Source organism: Dyella sp. EPa41, assembly GCF_016586165.1.
Lineage (GTDB): Bacteria > Pseudomonadota > Gammaproteobacteria > Xanthomonadales > Rhodanobacteraceae > Dyella.
On sequence record NZ_BCPR01000005.1, the window covers coordinates 14,103 to 32,805 of the forward strand.

Below are 18,703 nucleotides of genomic sequence, written 5' to 3' on the forward strand. Positions count from 1 at the left end.
CCATGAGGCGGTCTCTGGAACCTACTGCCGTTGCATGGCTCGACGCAAACCGCAGTGCAACATGTGGCGCGCTGTGTCACCACCGCTGTCCCGGAACAGCAACAGCATTCACGAAAGCGTGACGGTGAAAGCGCCGCCGCGCGTGGTTTTCGCCCCCTTCGACCTTGGCTTGGCTCTTGCCTGAACACTTGGGAACACGGACACGCGCGTGCGCACGCCGGGGGTCGTCATGCCAGAAATCCAGGTCGCACAGGGCTTGTCCAGCCCGGCGGACGTCGTCTGGGCGCTCATCGGCGATTTCGGCGCCATGCATCGCTGGCATCCCGCGGTAAGCCGCCTGGACCTGTCCTGGGAAGGCCGCATTCGCACCCTGCACTACGTCGACGGCACCCGCGCCGTCGAACGCCTCGAAACCCGCAACGACCTCATGCGTCGCTACATCTACGCCTGGGTCGACGGCGCCCTGCCGATGCGCGAGTGCCGCGCGACCCTGCAGGTGGACGCCATGGAGCTGGGCTGCAAGGTCGTGTGGTCCAGCGTTTTCGAACCGGTGGAGACGCACGAGCGGGACGTCTATCTGACCCTGCAGGACCTGTACTCCGAAGGCCTCGCCGCGCTCGCCATCGCGCTCACGGAATAAGCCGCATGGCGCTCCCGTCGCCTTCCCCTCGTGAAACGCAAGGCCTTGCGTTCGATGCCGTGGCCCCGCGCGAGAGTTTCGGCACATCATGCGTTTCGCAACACGGATCACGAGGATGCCGACGCTGCCCGAGATGGGTATGCTGCCTTGCGCATCCCGCGGCTCATCGGTCGTGCTGCCGGCGACGGATATGCGCGATGCCCATCCTTCCTTGTCGATTGGAGCCACCCTTGATGTTCGGTCGCTTGATGATCCGTGCCCTCGGCATGATGTGCGCCGTGGGCATCACCACTACGACGGCGTTTGCCCAGGACGAGCCCACGGGCATCGTCACCGACCCGTGCATCAGCCAGAAATCGCCGGAGCAGATGCCGGGCGAGCCATGGGTGCCCTACATGTTTGCGCACGATTTCGGGCAGCTTTGTCGTTACCGCGCGAAGAATGCGTCGCTGTCGTCGGGCAAGGCATCGCCGCAGGTCGTCTTCATGGGCGATTCGATCACCGAAGGCTGGGAGAAGCTGGACCCCGGCTACTTCACCGAGGGCAAGGTGGATCGCGGCATCAGCGGGCAGACCACGTCGCAGATGCTGCTGCGGTTTCGCCAGGACGTGATCGAGCTTCATCCGCAGGTGGTGCATATCCTCGCCGGCACCAACGACGTTGCCGGCAATACGGGGCCGGTGACGCTGTCGCAGGTGGAGGGCAATATCGCCTCGATGGCGGAGCTGGCGCGCGCACATGGCATCCGCGTGGTTCTCGGCTCGGTGCCGCCGGCGGAGAAATTCCCCTGGCGGCAGGGCCTGGTCGTCGTGCCCACCATCAAGGTGCTGAACGCCTGGATCAAGGAATACGCGGCGCGCAACGGTTTCGCCTACGTCGACTATTTCTCGGCCATGGCGAACGCGTCGGGCGGCATGAAGGATGGCCTGTCGTCCGACGGCGTGCACCCGACATTGATGGGCTACCAGGTGATGGAGCCGCTCGCCCATGCGTCGATCAAGCAGGCCCTGGCAGCGCCAGCCGCCATGCATTGACCCGCCGCGTCAGAGCAGGCTGTCGATGGGGAGCATGCGCAGCAGGGTGACTTCGGTGCGCCGCTTGGTGGTGGCATCGGGTTCGCTCTGGTAGATCACCGGCTTGCCGTCGGCCGTGGTGAGCCATACCAGGTGGTGCGAAGCGGGGTCGACCATCACCTGGTAGGCATTGGACGGCAAGGTCGCGGTGCGGAAGAAGTCGCCGATGGCCTTCGCGAGGCCTGGCGAATCCACGATGACACCCATCTCGGTATTGAGCAGCTTGGATCGCTGGTCCATGTTCAGCGAGCCGATGAAGACCTGCCGGCCATCCACCACGATGGTCTTGGCGTGAAGGCTGATGCCCGAGGATTTGCCCAGCGAGGTCGACGGCTGGCTCTGTCCCCATGAGGGCTTCAGTTCGTAGAGCTGCACGCCGCCTTCGACCAGCGCCTTGCGGTAGTGCACGTAGCCGGCATGCGCCGCGGTCTCGTCGGTCGAGGCGAGCGAGTTCGTGAGGATCCTGATGGACAGGCCGTTCTGCGCAAGGGAAGCCAGGTGCCTGGTGCCGGCGTCACCCGGAATGAAGTAGGGCGTGGACGCCAGGATCTCGTGCTGCGCTCCGTCCAGCATGGTCTTGAGCTTGGGGCCGATGCGCAACGCCGGCACGTCGCGCGAGGCCTCGATCTTTTCAGGCTGGTCGGCCACCAGTTCGGCATCGCCCCAGAACCATGCGCCGCGCGCGTCGGCGGTCGGGCCGTCCGGGAGTTCATCGATCACGGCCTGCGCGTAATCCGATTTGGCGAAGGCGCGCACTTCCTTCTTGAGTACCTGGCGCGCGGCGGCAAGCTGCTGGCCGGAGCCGTCCGTCTTCTTGAGCTGGTTGAGCGGATAGGCGACATCGCAGTTCCAGTAGGCATCGAACGCCTCGGAGGCCTGGTGCACGACCGGCCCAATGGCGATCACGTCGAGATCGCGGAAATGCGTGTCGCTGCCCGCATCGAAATAGGGATCGCCGATATTGCGCCCGCCGATCACCGCCACGTTGTTGTCGACGATGAAGGACTTGTTGTGCATGCGCCGGTTGAGCCGTCGCCACTCGAGCATGAACTGCGTGGCGCGGGACAGCAGCGTGGGATCGCGCGTCTGGAACGGGTTGAACAGGCGGATCTCGATGTTGGGATGCGAATCCAGCGCCTCGAACAGGTGATCCTTGTCGTCGAAGTTGTTGTCGTCGATGAGCATGCGCACGCGCACGCCGCGGTCGGCCGCGGCCAGCAGATGCTGCAGCATCAGGTGGCCGGTCATGTCGTTGGCGAAGATGTAGTACTGCAGGTCGATCGAATGCGCGGCCCGGTCGGCCAGCGCCACCCGGCTGAGCAGCGCGTTGGTGCTCAAGGTCAGCAAGCGGAACCCGGATTGGTTCTGGTGCTTGTCCACCTCGGCATGCGCATAGCGGGCCGCCGCGGTGTCGTCGGCGGGAGTCAGGTGATGCGTCTCCTCCTTCGCGGTGCTGGGCGGCAGCGTGGAACACGCCTGAAGGAACAGACAAAGGATTGTGAAGGCAAACGAGACGATCCGACGATCTGTCCGCATGTCCGCACCTCGACGCAGGACCACGAAACGCACCGACCGGTGACATCATCCATTTAACATAGCCAAGCCCTATCACGGCTGACTGTTGCACCCTGCATGCATGGCATGCACACATGTTCCATACAGCTTTCCGGGCGGCGCGATAGCATCGGAATGGCCGTCCGAACGGACGTGACGATCATGTGCAGGGATGCACACCGGCTTCGCACCCGCTTCAAGCACGCAAATGGATCACCCATGGCTAAAACACGCATGCCCTCGACACGTCTTGCCGCCCGGCTGCTCGGGCTGGCCATGGGCACCGCATGCGCGGCGACGGCGCATGCCGACCTGGATGCCACGGGCCAGCGCGAAGTGCAGGCCTTGCTCGCCTTTGTCGGAAGCAGCCATTGCACGTTCATCCGCAACGGCAAGGCCTACGATGCCGAGGCGGCGCGGAACCATCTGCAATACAAGCTCGACTACCTGGTGCAACGGCACAAGGTGAATTCCGCGGAGGAGTTCATCGAGCGCGCGGGCACCGACAGCAGCTTCAGCGGAAAGCCCTACCGGGTGAACTGCGACGGCACCGAGCGCCTCTCGGCCGATTGGCTCAGGGAAGAGCTTCAGCGTCTACGCGCCACGCCACCATAGGTTGGCGGCCAGCCCGTCACGCCTGGACTGCCACCGGCGCCCTCTTCCCGATCCCCCGACCGCCGGCACCGGGCTCCCCGCCGTTCGTCACACGCGTGCCGGGAAAATTGCCTACCATCACAGCATGACCGCCCCTTCCTTACCCAACGATGCCCCCCGCGGCAGCCTCGCCTGTGTCGGCCTGGGCATGACGCTCGGCTCCCATCTCACGCCGCTGGCGCGCAGCCATATCGAGCAGGCCGACGTGGTCTTCGCCGCCCTGGCCCATGGCGCCGCGGAAATGTGGCTGCAACGCATGCATCCGGACGTGCGCAGCCTCCAGCCCTACTACAAGGAAGGCAAATCGCGGCAGAAGACCTACCGCGAATGGGTCGACCTGATGATGACCGAAGTGCGCGCCGGCAAGCGCGTGTGCGCCGTCTTCTACGGCCACCCGGGCATCTTCGCCTGGTCGCCGCGCACCGCCATCGAACAGGCCCGGGCGGAGGGCCACGTCGCGCACATGGAGCCCGGCATTTCCGCGGAAGACTGTCTCTACGCGGACCTGGGCATCGACCCCGGCCGCTTCGGCTGCCAGCACTTCGAAGCCAGCCAGTTGCTGTTCTACGAGCGCAAGATCGACCCGTGCGGCTATCTGGTGCTGTGGCAGGTGGCGCTGGTCGGCGACTGGTCGCTCACGCGCTTCGAAACCGGCCCCGCCTATCGCAAGGTGCTGGTGGACGTTTTGAGCGCCGACTATCCGCTCGACCACGACATCATCATTTATCGCGCCGCGACGCTGCCGATCGAAAAACCAAGGGTGCGTCGCATACGGCTGGGCGAGCTTCCCGATATCACGCTCACCGGCGAAGACACCGTGGTGTTGCCGCCCGCCGCGCGCCTGAAGCCGAACCTCGCCGTGCGCCAGCGGCTGCAGGCGTTGGACGAGGCGTGTGCCCTGGCATGAACGTTTGCGCGACCATGTCCATGCGCGACATCGCACCTTCACATGACGTCATTGGCATGGGCATTGCTTGCATCGGAGATACCTGAAACATCACAGGGAACAGGGGGAAAACCATGTCGGACACGATCGATCTGCTGGAAGCCATCGGCAAGAACGCAGCCTTGCGCCATGCGCCCACGGAAGAACTGGCGGAAGTGCTGAGCGAGGCCAACGCCTCCGAGGCCCTGCTCGCCGCGGTAAGGCAAGGCGACAGCTCGTTGCTCTCGGCCGAACTCGGCCACCATCCGCTGCGGGTCAATCATGACTACCACACCGGCGGAAACGAAGACGAAGAACAGCCCGATGGCGAACCCGGCGAAGAGAGCCCGGGCGAAGCCCCCGACTCCCTGCTCGGCTGACCGGCAACCTCAGCATGCCACGCCGGTGGCACCGCTTTTCGCCATGGCCCGCACTGGCGGCCATGGCGTTTTGCGTCACCATCCGACCCTCATTTGCCGAAATACCCGCATCGGACCTCGGCGAGCAGCTTGAGCAGGCGGAAAGCCTGCGCACGGCAAACCATCCCCGCTTCCTGGAGCGCCTGGCGCAGTTGCGCCCGCGGACGCCCGCCATGTCCATGGCCGAGCGGTGGCATTTACGCTACCTCGACGCCTGGGAGGCCTCGTTCCAAGGTGACTACGCCAAGGCAGAGCCAAGGCTGCGGGACGTCATCGAGCACTCGGGCGATCCTGCGCTGGTGGTCAAGGCCACGGCCATACTCATGGATGACTGGGGCAGCAACAAGCGCTATCAGGAAGCGTTCGAACTGGCCAACCAGCTGGTGGAGAAGCTTCCCGGCACCCAGGACAAGCTCGCTCGCTTCGTCGCGCTGTCCTATCTCTCGCAGCTGTTGCGTTCGGCCGGCCAATACGAGCTGGCCGCGAGCTACGCGCATGAAATGGGGCAGGATCTGCCCGCAGGAGAAATGGCCTGCAAGCCGATGACCGCGGAAATCACCGCGCTCTACGAAACGCGCAAGCTGACCTCGTCCAGCGCGCAACTGCAGAGCGCGCTCGACGCCTGCCAGGCGGCGCACGAATCGGTATTCACCCATACGCTGTGGCTGGTCAAGGGCAGTCTCCATCTCGACGAAAACCAGCCGTCGAAGACGATCGAGCTGCTCCAGCGCATTGCCCCGGGCGTCCGCTCGGATCAGTACTACTCCAACATGCTGACCTTGCAGGTGGAGTTGGCGCAGGCCAACTTGCGACTTGGCAGGGACGATGCCGCCCGCAAGGCCGCGCTCGCGGCACTCGCCCTGAGCGACCCCAGTGAAATCAACGAGACGCTGAGGGACGCCTACCTTGTGCTCTACAGCCTCGACAAGAAGCAGGGCAACACGGCGGCGGCACTGGCCAACTACGAGCACTACGTCGCGCAGGATGTCGGCTATCTCAACGACGTCAGCGCGAGAGCACTGGCCTACGCCATGGCCAAGCAGCACGTGATCGTGCAGAAGCTGGAGACGGAGAAGCTCAGCCGCCAGAACAATATCCTTCGCCTGCAGCAGGCGCTGGACGCCAAGGCGGTCGAGACGATCCGCCTCTACATCATCCTGCTGCTCATGGTGCTCGCTTCGGCCGTGCTCTGGATGCTGCGGCTCAAGCGCTCGCAGCTCCATTTCAAGAAGCTGTCCTCGACCGATGGCCTGACCGGCGTCTACAACCACCAGCACTTCATGGGCGAAGCCGGCAAGGCCCTCCATCTGCTCGAACGAAGACAGGGCACCGCATGCCTGTTCTTCATCGACCTCGACAACTTCAAGCACATCAACGACACCTACGGCCACGCCACGGGCGATGCCGTCCTGCGCCGCACCGTGACCATCTGCCGGCAGCAACTGCGCCCGACGGACCTGTTCGGACGCCTGGGCGGCGAAGAGTTCGGCATCCTGCTGCTCGATTGCACGCGCGAACAGGGCATCGCCATCGCCGAACGCATCCGTCGCGCCATCGACGTCGCCAAGGTGGAAGGCGATGACCGCATCGTCACCTTCTCCGCCAGCGTCGGCCTCGCTTCCACCGAGTACTGCGGCCACGACTTGAAGAGGCTGTGCAGGGAGGCGGATGCGGCGCTGTATCGCGCCAAGCGCGCCGGCCGCAATCGCGTGATCGCCGATACCGAAGAGGACGGGCTGGTCGAAGCCTGATCCGTGGCGATGCATTCCGCCGGGTTCAGCGCCACGCCATGCCCGCCGCGCGGGCATGGCGCGAAGCATCGTTACTTGACCCCGATGACCATCGAATCGGGCCCCAGCAACGGCTCGATGCGCACGTCGCGGAAGCCGGCGGCCGTCATCCATTCCCGGCATTCGGCGCCGGTGTAGTCGAAGCCACCGGGCGTTTCGATCAGCATGTTGAGGCTCATCAGCAGGCCGAAGGCATTGTGCCTGCGCTCGTCGTCGATGATCGCGTCGTACACGATCAGGCAGCCGCCCACGGGCAACGCGTCGTAGCACTTGGCCAGCAGGGCCTGCTTCTGGTCGTAGTCCCAGTCGTGGAGGATGTGGCCCATGATCAGCACGTCCGCCGACGGGCAGGGATCATGGAAGAAATCGCCGGGGTAGAAGCGCAACCGGTCCTGCAGGCCGTGCGCGGCGACATAGTCGTCGAATACCGGCGCCACCAGCGGAAGATCGAAGCCGCCGCCGCGAAGATGCGGATGTGCCAGCGCGATCTGCACTGGACACGCGCCCTGCGCCGCACCGATGTCGATGAAGCTGCGGTAGTTCTCCCAGGGGAATTTCTTCGCGATGGCCTGGGCGGCGCCCAGGCTCACGCCGGTCATGGCCTGGAGAAAACCACGCAGCGACGGCTCGTCGCGATAGAGCTCGTCAAAGGGCGACGCGCCATCCTTGGAGCGGTTCTGCGGCAGCCCCGTGCGCAACGCCATGCTGAGCGAGCCCCAGTCCGCATAGAGTCGCCTCTCCATCATTTCCAGCAGGCCACCCACGTAGCTCGGCTTGGCCCGATCGAAGAAGAGTTCCGCATCCGGCGTGTTGCGGTACTGGTCGTTGTCGCGCTCCAGCGCCCCCAGGGCCACCAGCGTGTCGAGGAAATCGCGGGACGAACGGGGATGCAGGCCAAGCGAGCGCTCGAGTTCTTCCTTGCTTCGGCTGGCGCCCGCGAGCTGCGTGAACACGCCCAGTTCGACGGCGGACAGCATGGCCTTGGACGCCCAGAAACCCATGCCCAGTTGCAGCAGGCGATCGGGGGAAAGCGCCTGGTCGGCGGGAACGGCCACGGGGGTTTCACGAACGGCGTTTTGCGGGACTTGCATGAGATGCTCCAGGGTGGTTGACGCGTCGTACAGCGCCAACCCCTGAATCTCAGGCGCGTTCCGTATCACGTGCGTTTGTTGTGGAGCGCAGAATCTATCGCCAGGTTCTTGCGCAAAAAACACAACTTTCGACGGTCAACGAACGTCATAGGTCCTAGGTCATGGGCCCAGGCCATCCGTTTCCTTGGGTGCCATGGCAGCCATGTCCATGGCGCGCCATGGCACCCGTGCGCGGCTTACGGCGCCTTGCCGCCCTTCAACTGCTCAACGATGGCAAGCGACTTGGCCACGTGTTCCTGCGGGTGAAGGTGATCGGTTTCCGAATCGAACACCGCGGCGATCTTGCCATCGCTGCCGATCACGAAGGTGGTGCGCGAGATGAAGCCGTGATCGATCACCGCCCCCTGCACATCCTTCGCGCCCGGCACGGCGGCGGACATCTTCAGGTCGAACGACGCGGCGATCTTGCCTTCCGGGTCGGACGCGATCGGGAACTTGCCCGCGCAGAAGTTCGGGTCCGCCGAGAACTTGTTGAGCCGCTGGATGCTGTCCGCCGACACGCCGATGATCGTCGCGCCCGCGGCCTGGAACTTGGCCGCCTCGGTGGCGAAGGCGTGCGCCTCGACATCGCAGCCGCCGGTATAGGCCGAGGGGAAGAAGTAGACGACGACCGGGCCGTTCTTGAGCGCACTGGCCAGCGTGATTTCCGAGGCCTTGCCGTCCTTGCTCGCCTGGGCGGTGAAGGCGGGTGCGGTCGTGCCCTGGCCCAAGGCGGCGAATGCGGGCGGCGCCACCCATGCTCCAGCCACCAGGGCCCCCATCGCCAGCGACAACACGAGACGCTTGTTCATTGCTTAATCCTCGACATGCTTATGGAAAGGAACTGCGCGAAAGCTTCATCCGGGCGGCGGTCCATGCTTCCGGCCGGGCCATTCCATCGGCCTCGTCGGGACTGACGCGTCCATGGCGGCGAATCGTTCATCGGCCGCTGATCCAAGGTGGGTGCCTGCGCAGCCCGCAAAGGTTGCATCTCCCGATGCCTGCGGGCGCCACGCGAAAGCACATCGCTCGTCGAGCATGTGCCTGATCGGGCCCGGAAGCAATCCACGCCGGGAAGCGTCCTAAGTCAGTTCGCCGGCGAGGCCGGTTTGGTTACGCTCAAGGCCGTGCCCGCCGCCGCGATGATGATGGCCAGGATGGCCAGCCATTGAAGCGGGCTGAGTCGCTCGCCGAGCAGGGTGACGCCCGCCAGCGCCGCGACCGCGGGTTCCAGGCTCAACAAGGTGCTGAACGTGCGGGCAGGCAGGCGGGTCAGCGAAACCATTTCCAGCGAATACGGCAGGGCCGAGCTCAGCAGCGCCACGCCCAGCGCGTACGGCATCAACCCGGGCGAAAGCAGGGTCGCGCCCGCATGCGCGATGCCGAAGGGAATCGCCACCAGCGCGCCGATCGACGTTCCCAGCGTCACCGCATCCGCGCCGTAGGTCGCGCCGGCCTTCTTGCCGAACACGATATACAGCGCCCAACCCACGCCGGCCGCCAGCGCGTACATCACGCCCACCGGATCGAGCGCATGCGCTTCGCCCTGCAGCGGCAACAGCAGCACCAGGCCCGCCACCACCAGCGCGATCCACACGAAATCGATGAGGCGGCGCGAGCTGAACATGGCCAGTGCCAGCGGCCCGGTGAATTCCAGCGCCACCGCGATGCCGAGCGGGATGGTGCGCAGCGACAGGTAGAACACCAGGTTCATCACGCCCATGGAGAGGCCATAGCCCCACAGCGCGAGCCGATCGCGGCGTCCGCCCCAGCGACGCCAGGGGCGCCGCCACAGCAACAGGAACAGCGCGCTGAGGCCCAGCCGATACGCGGTGGCGCCCTGTGCACCCACCTGCGGAAACAGATGCTTGGCCAGCGACGCACCACACTGGTACGACACCATGGCGATCAACAACGCACCAAGGGCTAGCGCCACCTGGGCAAGGTTGGAACGTGACGTCATGGACGTGACACAAGCGGGGGAGGAGCTGTCCATGATGCCAGCAAGCGAAGGCCATACCCATCCCGATCGCGGCATGGGCCGCCGACGCAAAGGTCCAGGCGGTGTCCGCGTTGACGCGAACCCGCTTTTCCCGATGGCGCTTTTCGCTATGCTCGGGAAACCTGGCCATCGCGCCATCGGCACCTCGCAGGAGCTCGCATGACCTCCGTTCGCCTGACCGACCTCGCCCACGGCGGTGGCTGTGGCTGCAAGCTCGCACCTTCCGTGCTCCAGCAGCTGCTTGCCGACAAGGCCGCCGCCATGCCTTTCGCGGGGCTGCTGGTCGGCACCGAAACCGGTGACGACGCAGCCGTCTGGCAGGTGGACGAACGCACCTGTGTCATCGCCACCACCGACTTCTTCATGCCCGTGGTGGATGATCCCTACGACTTCGGCCGCATCGCGGCGACCAATGCGCTTTCGGACGTCTACGCGATGGGCGGCAAGCCGATCATGGCGCTCGCCATCCTTGGCATGCCGCTGGACAAGCTCGACGTGGAGACCGTACGCAGGATCCTTGCCGGCGGCGACGCGATATGCGCGCAGGCCGGCATCCCCGTCGCCGGCGGCCATTCGATCGATTCGGCCGAACCGATCTACGGCCTCGCCGCCGTCGGGTTGTGCGCGCCATCCAACCTGCGCCGCAACTCCACCGCGCAGGCAGGCGACGCCATCATCCTGACCAAGGGCATCGGCGTCGGCATCTATTCGGCCGCGTTCAAGAAGCAGGCGCTGCCCGCCGATGCGTACGACGAGATGCTGGCGTCGACCACGCTGCTCAATCGCATCGGCCACGAACTGGCCCAGGACGCGGACGTGCATGCGATCACCGACGTCACCGGCTTCGGCCTGCTGGGGCACGGGCTGGAGATGGCGCGCGGCAGCGGCGTGCGGCTTCGCATCGAACAATCGCGCATTCCGTTTTTCACGCAGGCGGAAGCGTTGGCGCAGGCGGGCCATGTCACCGGCGCATCCAGGCGCAACTGGAACAGCTACGGCGATGGCGTCGACCTGCCCGCCGGCCTGCCGGAATGGCGGCGTGCGCTGCTGACCGACCCGCAGACCTCGGGTGGCCTGCTGGTGTCATGCAAGGCGGAGAAGGCATCGGCCATCCGCGACAGGATCGAAGCCGCGGGCTATCCCGGCACGCGCATCATCGGCACGGCGGTGGCGGGCACGCCGGGCATCGAGGTCGTTTGAGCAGGCCGCCGGCGATTGGCGGAAGAGAGTGGGAGTCGAACCCACCCGAGACAGTCTTACCTGCCTCACCCGGATTTGAAGTCCGGACGCCCCACCGGAGACGATTCTCTTCCATGCGGTAAAGCCACTGCGGGAACGGGTCCGAACACGTCGAGATATCGCGCCTGGACCCTGCGCAAGGTGCCCCGATTGAGCGTGACCCCCTGGCGGTCAAAGAATTCTAGTATCTGGATGGCGACCTTACGACCATTGTCGAGGCGGTCGCGGAACTGGGCCGCCGTGAAGCGCCCATCCGTCGCGTGGGCGGCGATGTCGGCGGCGGCCAGCACCATCTCGTGCGTGGTCGTGCGCAGGAAGAAATGATCATGCGCCACCTCGTCGACCAGGCCCAGCCGCGCCGCGAATTTCAGCAGCTGCCGAACGTCCTGCTCGGGGCGCTTGAGCACGCCGGCGATGTCGCGCACGCGTGGCGGGCGAAAGCGCACGTCGCCGCCCATCAACGGCGCGATCGATCGCCACTGCGCCTCGCGCTCCGGGCTCAGCTGCAGGCAATGGCTGGCCAGCCGCACGAAACCACCATCGCGAACGATATGCCCGGCGAGATCGGGATGTTGCAGCGCCAGCGCAAAGGCGGCGGCAGGCAGCCGCGGCAGCCACGCCAGCCGCAGCTTCTCGCGCACCACGCCCTGCACGTCCGGGTTGGCGGCGTGGAAGGCCTCCAGGTAATCGACCATCCGGGCCACCAGGCGCTGCCAGTGCGCGGGCGCGATGGCCATGAGTTGCTCGTCGGCGTCGAACAGCACGGGCGAGAGGGCGGCAACGGTGTCGTCGATCCATGCGTCGGACAGCGCGCGGTCCCGCGCAAAGGCCCGCAGGTCCCACGCATGGGGCGGCGCGTCGAGCAGCGCAGCGAAGGCCCGCTGCGGATCGTCGATCGCCATCGCCGCCCGCTGGGTCACGCGCGCTTCGGTGCGGCGCTGTCGCGACGGCGCGCGCAGGTCGATGAAGTGGCCACCACCGATGGTGCGCTGGGCCGACACGTCGCGCAACACGAACCGGTCGAGCACCGCGGCCGCGATCGGGCGCTCCAGCACCAGCTGCACATCCGCCATGTCGCCCGGTTGCAGCAGGCCGTCTTCGAGCAACACGATGCGCACGCCCACCTCGGCTGCGCCGTGGTGCAGCCGCGCGGGAAACCACTGGCCTATCGGCCTGGGCTCGCCAGGCAGCAGGTGCAGCCGCGCATCGATGCGATCGGCAGGCGCATGCAGCGAAGGATCAACCACCATGTCGCCGCGATGGATCGCCTCCTTGCCGATGTCCTCGCCCACCAGGTTGAGTGCGCAGCGATCGCCTGCGCGACCGATCTCCATCGGCTGGTTCTGCGCATGCAACGAGCGCACGCGCGCAGCCAGCCCCGACGGACTGAGCATCACCGGGTCCTTCATGCGCACGATGCCGGACAGCACGGTGCCGGTCACCACCACGCCGATGCCCGCCAGGGTGAACACGCGATCGACGGCAAGACGAAAGCGGCCTTCCGCCGCGCGTTCGCCCAGCGTGTGCGCTTCAACCGCGAGACGGTCGCGCAGTGCGTCGATGCCCTCCCCGGTCACCGTGGACACCGGCAGGATGTCCGCGCCTTCCAACACCGTGCCCATGGTGGCCCGGCGTATCTCCGCGGCCACCTCGGCGAGCCGCTCCGGCGTCGCCAGGTCGGCCTTGGTCAGCGCGACGATGCCGCGGCGGACATGCAGCAGATCGAGAATGGCGAGGTGTTCCCTCGTCTGCGGCATCACGCCGTCGTCGGCGGCCACCACCAGCAACGCGACATCGATGCCGCTGGCGCCGGCCACCATGGTGTGCACGAAACGCTCGTGCCCCGGCACATCCACGAAGCCGACCACGGAACCGTCGTCCATCGGCAGGTAGGCAAAGCCGAGGTCGATGGTGATGCCGCGGGCCTTCTCTTCCTTCAGCCGATCGGTATCGACACCGGTCAGGGCCTTGACCAGCGACGTCTTGCCGTGGTCGATATGCCCTGCGGTGCCGACGATCATGGCGTGTCCACCAGGTCGCTGGCGTCGAGCTGGGCCAGCGAATCGAGAAAGGCCGCTTCATCAGTCTCCGCCAGGCAGCGCAGGTCCAGGCGCAGGGCGCCCTCGGCGATGCGGCCGACGATGGGACGCGCCAACGCGCGCAGCGATGCGGCGAGTTGCTCGAGCGAACGCTGGCTGCCGCACGAGCGAACCAGCAACGCCGCACTGGCCAACGTATCCAGCGGCAGGGCCCCCGAGCCCACCTGGCTGAAGCAGTCGCCCACCTCGACGGAGAACATGCCGCCGAGCCGTTCGGCGACGCCCGGCTGCAACCGGTGCGCCTGCGCCTCGATGTCGGCCTTGCTTCGCGCGAGAAAACGCAAGGTCGGCAGGCGCTCGGCCAGCCGGTCGGGGTCGCGGTACAGGTTGAGCGTGGCCTCGATGGCGGCCAGCCGTACCTTGTCCAGGCGCAGCGCGCGCTTGAGCGGGTTGCGGTTGATCTGCTCGATCAGCGCGCGATCGCCCACGATGAAACCCGCCTGCGGACCGCCCAGCAGTTTGTCGCCGGAGAACGTCACCAGCCGCGCGCCCTCCGCCACCGCCTCGCGCACGGTCGGTTCCTTGACGAGGCCATGGACGGACAGATCCACCAGGCTGCCGGAACCCAGGTCGTTCAACAGCGGCACGCCCACCGCGTCGCACATCGCGGCGAGTTCGCGCGCGCCAACCTCCGCGGTGAAGCCCTGGATGCGGTAGTTGGAGGTATGCACCTTCAGCACGAGCCCGGTGTGTTCGCCGATCGCATTGCGGTAGTCGGCCGGATGCGTGCGGTTGGTCGTGCCCACTTCGACCATGCGCGCGCCGGCGCGCGCCATGATGTCCGGCATGCGGAACGCGCCGCCGATCTCGATCAGCTCGCCGCGCGATACCACCGCCTCGCGGCCGAGCGCGAACGTATTGAGGCAAAGCAGCACCGCCGCCGCATTGTTGTTGACCACGGTGGCGTCTTCGGCGCCCGTCAGCTCGCACAGCAGGCCACGCACGTGATCGTCGCGCTCGCCACGCGCGCCGTCGGCGAGGTCGAACTCCAGGGCCACCGCATGGCGCATCGCTTCCACCGCCGCCTCGATCGCGGTCTCGGCGAACACCGCGCGGCCAAGGTTGGTGTGCAACACCGTCCCGGTGAGATTGAACAGCGGCCGCAGGCCCGGCAGGTGCGCATCCAGCAGCTCGCCGGCACGCAGCGCGAGATCAGCCGCACTGGGCGCCGCCACGGGGGCGACACGCAACACCTCGCGTGCTTCATCGATCACCTGGCGAATGGCGTCGGTGGTGGCGGCCCGCCCGTGGCGCTCCACCACCGATGCAGCCTCCGCGGTGGCCAGTACGGCGGCGACCGCGGGCAGCTGGCGCAGCAAGTTGACCTCCGATGCGGCCATGGCGCTCCATCCAGTGCATCGCCGCTTGCCGCGGACGATGAAGGCTAGGGATACCTATGCTGCGTTGCAGACCGAGCAAGGGTCAAGGCAAGGTAGGCGGGATGACGCCGTCTTCACGCCGTCGCGTGGTTGGATGCAGCGCCCGGCATGCCATCGCGCCGGCGAAACCCTGCCCCTTCTGCAGTGCGTCCGGCCTGCAGCCTGTGGGCGATACCGTGCCCTGTAGGGCCGTGATATTCCGCACCACCCGCAGGGGAAAGCCATGCCCGCCGCCGTCCTATCGCCCGCGCGTACCGTTCGCTGGTCCGTGTTCGTGTTGCTGGCCATCGCCGGCCTGTTCTACGTGAAGTGGTACCCGTACTACGGGCGCGCCTTCGTCGCCGCGAGCCAGCATTCGATCGGCCATTCCATCCTGATGGGCGACGCGCCCAGCGCCCCGGCGCCGTCGTGGAGCGCGGCGCTCGGCTACGCCCTCGCGTACGGCAAGGCGATCTGGCAGGCGATGGTGCTGGGCCTGTTGCTGGGCTCGGGCATACAGGCCCTGCTGCCGGTGAACTGGGTGCAACGGGCGTTGGGCGGCCGCGGCTTCGGCAGCGTGCTGGCCGGCGGCCTGCTGGCGATTCCCGGCATGATGTGCACGTGCTGCGCGGCGCCGGTGGTGGTGGGCCTGCGCAGGCACCAGGCGGCGCCCGGGGCGGCCGTGGCGTTCTGGCTGGGCAACACCACGCTCAATCCCGCGACGCTGGTCTTCACCGGCTTCGTGCTCGGCTGGCACTGGACGTTGCTGCGCCTCGCGCTCGGCGTGCCGATGGTGTTCGGCCTGGGCTACCTGGTGAACCGCATGGCCACGGCGACGACGCCGATGGTGGAACTGCCGCCGCAGGAAGCCGAGCCCCGTTCGTTCGCCGAAGTGGCGCGGCGCTGGCTGCGCATCTTCGTGCAGATGGCCGTCCGCTTGATTCCCGAGTACCTGGTGATCGTGCTGCTGCTGGGGGCGGTGCGCGCATGGATGTTTCCGCACGTCGGCCCCGATATCGGCAACGAGTGGTTCTGGATCGTGGCGCTCGCGCTGGCCGGCATGCTGTTCGTCATCCCCACCGCCGGCGAGGTGCCGATCGTGCAGGCCATGCTGGCCCTCGGCCTGGGAGGCGGCCCGGCGGCCGCCCTGCTGCTGACCTTGCCGCCGGTCAGCCTGCCGTCACTGGCGATGCTGGGACGCTCGTTCCGCGTGCGCACCCTGGTGGCGATCGCCAGCGCGGTGGTCGGCGTTGGCATCCTCGGCGGCGCGCTGGCGGCCTGGCTGGGCATGCACTGAACCGTGCGGGCTAGCCCGTTACCGCTTCACCGTCGCCCACGAGCAGGAACGGGTTGGGCGCATGCCGCGCGTAACCGGCTTCCGCCACCAGGATGTCCAGGCCCAGCGAGGCGAGATCATCCGCGTACGGATCCACCTTGGTGTCCTTCACCTGGTAGAGCAGCTTGGCGTAGGTGTGGCAGTCGCCGCAGGCCTCGGCCTTGATCAGGCCGGGGTCGCCATCGATGCCCTGCAGCGACAGGCGGCGCGTGCCGCCGCAGGTGATGCACACCGCGCGCACGTGGTTCCACGCGGTGGAGCACAGCGAGCAGTAGAGAAAACGCGTGCCCGGCGTGGTGCCGGTGGCGGTGACCAGGCCGTCGACCGACGGCGAACCGCAGCAGGGGCAAAGGCCGCGCTCTTCCAGCAGGCGCAGGTCGGCGGCGTCCAGGCGCGCGGCGGAACCCGTGAAGTACACCTGCAGGGCGGCCGCGACATAGACGGCCGCCGCCGCGTCGGAGGCGGACAAGCCGCCGCGCAGGAACTGATCGGCGAGTCTTTCGAGCGCCGCCTCATCGCTGCCCCGCAGCTGGTCGATGGCGCCGCGCGCCTCCGGCGGCAGCTCGCAGCGACCGATGTGATCGAGCAGCCCGGCGAGCCCTTCGCGCCATGAGGGATCGCGCTCGTGGCCATCGGCCGCCAGCGGCGGCAGGCGCGCGTCGACCGCCTGGGCCACGAAGGCCTGGTCGAGCGATGCCGTCGGCGCCAGCGTCGTCGCCACCGCATGCTGCGCCCGCGACAGCTCCGCCATGAAGCGCAGCCACGCTTCCATCGGGTGCCCGTCGGCGAGCTGAGCCAACCGCTGCGCCGTGGCGGCAAAACGCCGGGCGGGATCGGGCAGCAGGATAGGCTCGACGGCCTTGACGCCCGCATGGTTGGGTCCGGTCCACTTGCCGGTCGGTGGTGCTTCCGCTTGCCTCACGGGCGCTTCCTGATCAGGTCCTTGTCATGCCGGTCGGATGCCAGCTCCTTGAGCCACTTGCGATGATGGCGCCACGCCCAACCCGGCGTCACGTAACCCTGGGTCATGGCGCGTACCGAATCGCGTACCCAGATGCCGGCGTACACGTGCACGACCCACACGATGATCGCCGCCACCGCCGCCAGGCTGTGGATCAGCGCGGCCGCGCGCTGCACCGGAATCGACGTCGCCTCGCCGAAATACACCTCCCAGATCACCAGCCCGGTCAGGAACAGCACGGGAATCAGGAACGTCATCGACCAGAACACCAGCTTCTGGCCGGCGTTGTTGCGGCCGACGGGCGGCGCGTGTTCCTCGTCGTTCTCGACCACCTCGCGAATGGATTTCACCCACTGCGTATCCTCGCGGTGCCACAGGTTCTCGCGCCAGAACTGCACGATCAGCCCGACGTAGCTCACCAGCAGCACGCAACCGATCCACGGGTGCACCGCGCGCGTCCACTGCCCTCCGCCGAACAGGCCGGAGAGCCAGTACAGCATGGGGTGGAACATCGACAGGCCCGACAACACCATCAGCACGAAGCAGATGGCGGTGAGCCAGTGGTTGACCCGGTTGACCGTGGTGTAGCGCGTGATGACGGTCTTCATGGCGTCTTCTCCGTTTCATCGAGCACGCGCTCGCCTTCGGCCTCGTCCGCCTCGGTGACTTCGTTCGGCCCCTTGATCATGTAGTGGAAGAAGCCCACCACGGTCGCCAGCGCGATGCCGGCCAGCGCCAGCGGCTTCATCACGCCCTTCCATGCCTCGACCATCGGGCTGATGCCCGGCTTGTCGGGCAGGCCCGAATACAGCGAAGGCTTGTCGGCGTGGTGCAGCACGTACATCACGTGCGTGCCGCCCACTTCCGCGGGGTCGTACAGGCCGGCCTTGTCGAAGCCGCGCGATTTCAGGTCGACGATGCGCTCTTCCGCCTGGTGCTTCATGTCGGCCTTGGTGCCGAACATGATCGCGCCGGTGGGGCACGCCTTCACGCAGGCCGGTTCCAGCCCGACCGTCACGCGGTCGGAGCACAGCGTGCACTTGTACGACTTGTGGTCGGTCTTGCTGATGCGCGGGATGTCGAACGGGCAGCCCTTCACGCAGTAGCCGCAGCCGATGCACTTGTCGCTGATGAAGTCGACGATGCCGTTGGCGTACTGCACGATCGCGCCGGGCGCCGGGCAGGCCTTGAGGCAACCCGGATCCTCGCAGTGCATGCAGCCGTCCTTGCGGATCAGCCATTCCAGGTTGCCCTGCTCGTTCTCGTACTCGGCGAACTTCATCAGCGTCCACACGCTGGGGCTGAGGTCGTTGGGGTTCTGGTACGAGCCCTCGAAGTGGCCGACTTCCTGGCGCAGGTCGTTCCATTCCATGCACGCGGACTGGCACGCCTTGCAGCCGATGCACCGGCTCACGTCGATCAGCTTGGCCACCTCGTCCTCGTGGCTGCGCGCCGACGGCGGCGTCATCGTCGAGGCGGAACGGCGGATGTAGTCTTGCGATTGCAGGTCTGACATGTCCGTT

Annotated in this window: 17 protein-coding genes and 1 tRNA gene; 8 read left to right on the top strand and 10 right to left on the bottom strand. The window is 66.8% G+C overall.

What is annotated here, in order from left to right:
• Positions 1 to 229 precede the first annotated feature (229 nt).
• The gene (locus JMF82_RS02915) at positions 230 to 640 is read left to right on the top strand and encodes an SRPBCC family protein (RefSeq protein ID WP_201313040.1); all 411 of its coding nucleotides are present in this window, start codon (positions 230 to 232) and stop codon (positions 638 to 640) included.
• 233 nt (positions 641 to 873) lie between these two features.
• Complete coding sequence (locus JMF82_RS02920) at positions 874 to 1,674, top strand: SGNH/GDSL hydrolase family protein (protein WP_236585279.1); 801 nt, start codon at positions 874 to 876, stop codon at positions 1,672 to 1,674.
• Positions 1,675 to 1,683: 9 nt separating this feature from the next.
• On the opposite strand, the gene JMF82_RS02925 is transcribed toward JMF82_RS02920, so the two are convergent.
• Positions 1,684 to 3,249: a phospholipase D family protein gene (locus JMF82_RS02925; protein ID WP_201313042.1), complete on the bottom strand. Its 1,566-nt coding sequence runs from the start codon at positions 3,247 to 3,249 to the stop codon at positions 1,684 to 1,686.
• A gap of 237 nt (positions 3,250 to 3,486) precedes the next feature.
• Between JMF82_RS02925 and JMF82_RS02930 the strand changes: the two genes are divergently transcribed.
• The 4 genes from JMF82_RS02930 to JMF82_RS02945 all read left to right on the top strand — a co-directional run bounded on the left by JMF82_RS02930 (position 3,487) and on the right by JMF82_RS02945 (position 7,016).
• The gene (locus JMF82_RS02930; RefSeq protein ID WP_236585267.1) at positions 3,487 to 3,882 is read left to right on the top strand and encodes a DUF5329 domain-containing protein; all 396 of its coding nucleotides are present in this window, start codon (positions 3,487 to 3,489) and stop codon (positions 3,880 to 3,882) included.
• 124 nt (positions 3,883 to 4,006) lie between these two features.
• Entirely contained in the window at positions 4,007 to 4,828 is an 822-nt protein-coding gene (locus JMF82_RS02935) for an SAM-dependent methyltransferase (protein ID WP_201313043.1), read from the top strand.
• A gap of 113 nt (positions 4,829 to 4,941) precedes the next feature.
• On the top strand, positions 4,942 to 5,226 hold the full coding sequence (locus JMF82_RS02940; protein WP_201313044.1) for a hypothetical protein: 285 nt from the start codon (positions 4,942 to 4,944) through the stop codon (positions 5,224 to 5,226).
• Between the two features lie 14 nt (positions 5,227 to 5,240).
• Positions 5,241 to 7,016, top strand: a complete 1,776-nt coding sequence (locus JMF82_RS02945) for a GGDEF domain-containing protein (RefSeq protein WP_201313045.1) — start codon at positions 5,241 to 5,243, stop codon at positions 7,014 to 7,016.
• Between the two features lie 71 nt (positions 7,017 to 7,087).
• Here JMF82_RS02945 and JMF82_RS02950 read toward each other — a convergent pair whose 3' ends face one another.
• The 3 genes from JMF82_RS02950 to JMF82_RS02960 all read right to left on the bottom strand — a co-directional run bounded on the left by JMF82_RS02950 (position 7,088) and on the right by JMF82_RS02960 (position 10,148).
• Positions 7,088 to 8,146 carry a methyltransferase gene (locus tag JMF82_RS02950; RefSeq protein WP_201313046.1) on the bottom strand — a complete coding sequence of 353 codons (1,059 nt, stop codon included), beginning with the start codon at positions 8,144 to 8,146 and terminating at the stop codon, positions 7,088 to 7,090.
• A gap of 236 nt (positions 8,147 to 8,382) precedes the next feature.
• The gene (locus tag JMF82_RS02955) at positions 8,383 to 8,997 is read right to left on the bottom strand and encodes a peroxiredoxin (RefSeq protein WP_201313047.1); all 615 of its coding nucleotides are present in this window, start codon (positions 8,995 to 8,997) and stop codon (positions 8,383 to 8,385) included.
• Positions 8,998 to 9,272: 275 nt separating this feature from the next.
• A complete protein-coding gene (locus JMF82_RS02960) occupies positions 9,273 to 10,148 on the bottom strand; it encodes an EamA family transporter (RefSeq protein WP_201313048.1) in 876 nt (291 codons plus the stop codon).
• 198 nt (positions 10,149 to 10,346) lie between these two features.
• Here JMF82_RS02960 and selD point away from each other — a divergent pair, with 198 nt between their 5' ends.
• Positions 10,347 to 11,387 carry a selenide, water dikinase SelD gene (gene selD / locus JMF82_RS02965; RefSeq protein WP_201313049.1) on the top strand — a complete coding sequence of 347 codons (1,041 nt, stop codon included), beginning with the start codon at positions 10,347 to 10,349 and terminating at the stop codon, positions 11,385 to 11,387.
• 16 nt (positions 11,388 to 11,403) lie between these two features.
• Here selD and JMF82_RS02970 read toward each other — a convergent pair.
• The 3 genes from JMF82_RS02970 to selA form a co-directional block, all read right to left on the bottom strand.
• Positions 11,404 to 11,500 (bottom strand) — tRNA-Sec (locus tag JMF82_RS02970).
• On the bottom strand, positions 11,453 to 13,447 hold the full coding sequence (selB, locus tag JMF82_RS02975; RefSeq protein ID WP_201313050.1) for a selenocysteine-specific translation elongation factor: 1,995 nt from the start codon (positions 13,445 to 13,447) through the stop codon (positions 11,453 to 11,455). The genes JMF82_RS02970 and selB overlap by 48 nt, the downstream gene beginning before the upstream one ends.
• Positions 13,444 to 14,865: an L-seryl-tRNA(Sec) selenium transferase gene (selA, locus tag JMF82_RS02980; RefSeq protein ID WP_201313051.1), complete on the bottom strand. Its 1,422-nt coding sequence runs from the start codon at positions 14,863 to 14,865 to the stop codon at positions 13,444 to 13,446. Before selA ends, selB begins: the two co-directional genes overlap by 4 nt.
• 262 nt (positions 14,866 to 15,127) lie before the next feature.
• Here selA and JMF82_RS02985 point away from each other — a divergent pair, with 262 nt between their 5' ends.
• A complete protein-coding gene (locus JMF82_RS02985; RefSeq protein WP_201313052.1) occupies positions 15,128 to 16,180 on the top strand; it encodes a permease in 1,053 nt (350 codons plus the stop codon).
• A 10-nt stretch (positions 16,181 to 16,190) separates the two neighbouring features.
• On the opposite strand, the gene fdhE is transcribed toward JMF82_RS02985, so the two are convergent.
• From fdhE to fdxH, 3 genes are read right to left on the bottom strand one after another with little or no spacing between them, the layout of a single operon-like run.
• Positions 16,191 to 17,141: a formate dehydrogenase accessory protein FdhE gene (gene fdhE, locus JMF82_RS02990; protein WP_201313053.1), complete on the bottom strand. Its 951-nt coding sequence runs from the start codon at positions 17,139 to 17,141 to the stop codon at positions 16,191 to 16,193.
• Positions 17,138 to 17,788: a formate dehydrogenase subunit gamma gene (locus JMF82_RS02995; protein WP_201313054.1), complete on the bottom strand. Its 651-nt coding sequence runs from the start codon at positions 17,786 to 17,788 to the stop codon at positions 17,138 to 17,140. The genes fdhE and JMF82_RS02995 overlap by 4 nt, the downstream gene beginning before the upstream one ends.
• Positions 17,785 to 18,696 (bottom strand): formate dehydrogenase subunit beta, encoded by a 912-nt coding sequence (gene fdxH / locus JMF82_RS03000; RefSeq protein WP_201313055.1) that lies wholly within the window; start codon positions 18,694 to 18,696, stop codon positions 17,785 to 17,787. Before fdxH ends, JMF82_RS02995 begins: the two co-directional genes overlap by 4 nt.
• Positions 18,697 to 18,703: the final 7 nt, after the last annotated feature.